This is a genomic window from Pseudomonas sp. DE0010 (assembly GCF_007680745.1).
Taxonomy (GTDB): Bacteria; Pseudomonadota; Gammaproteobacteria; order Pseudomonadales; family Pseudomonadaceae; genus Aquipseudomonas; species Aquipseudomonas parafulva_B.
On sequence record NZ_VEJQ01000321.1, the window covers coordinates 1 to 230 of the forward strand.

General features: G+C 70.0%; 1 protein-coding gene. It reads left to right on the forward strand.

The window, feature by feature from the left end:
- Positions 1-230: SDR family oxidoreductase (locus FS767_RS22700; RefSeq protein WP_144968314.1), on the forward strand; the 230-nt coding region annotated here is incomplete at both ends.

The window sequence follows — 230 nt, forward strand, 5'->3', positions numbered from 1 at the left end:
CGACATGACCGACCAGGCCGCGGTGGACCGGCTGGTGGAGCAGGGCGAATCCCGCTTCGGCCAGATCGACATCGTGGTGCACACCGCCGGCGTCACCGGCGCCAAGGGCGATCCCCTGGAACTGGCCGATGCCGACTACGAGGAAGCCTGGGCCACCGACTTCTTTTCCGCCGTGCGCGTAGGTCGCGCCGCCATTCCGCGCATGCGCAAGCGCGGCTGGGGTCGCTTCG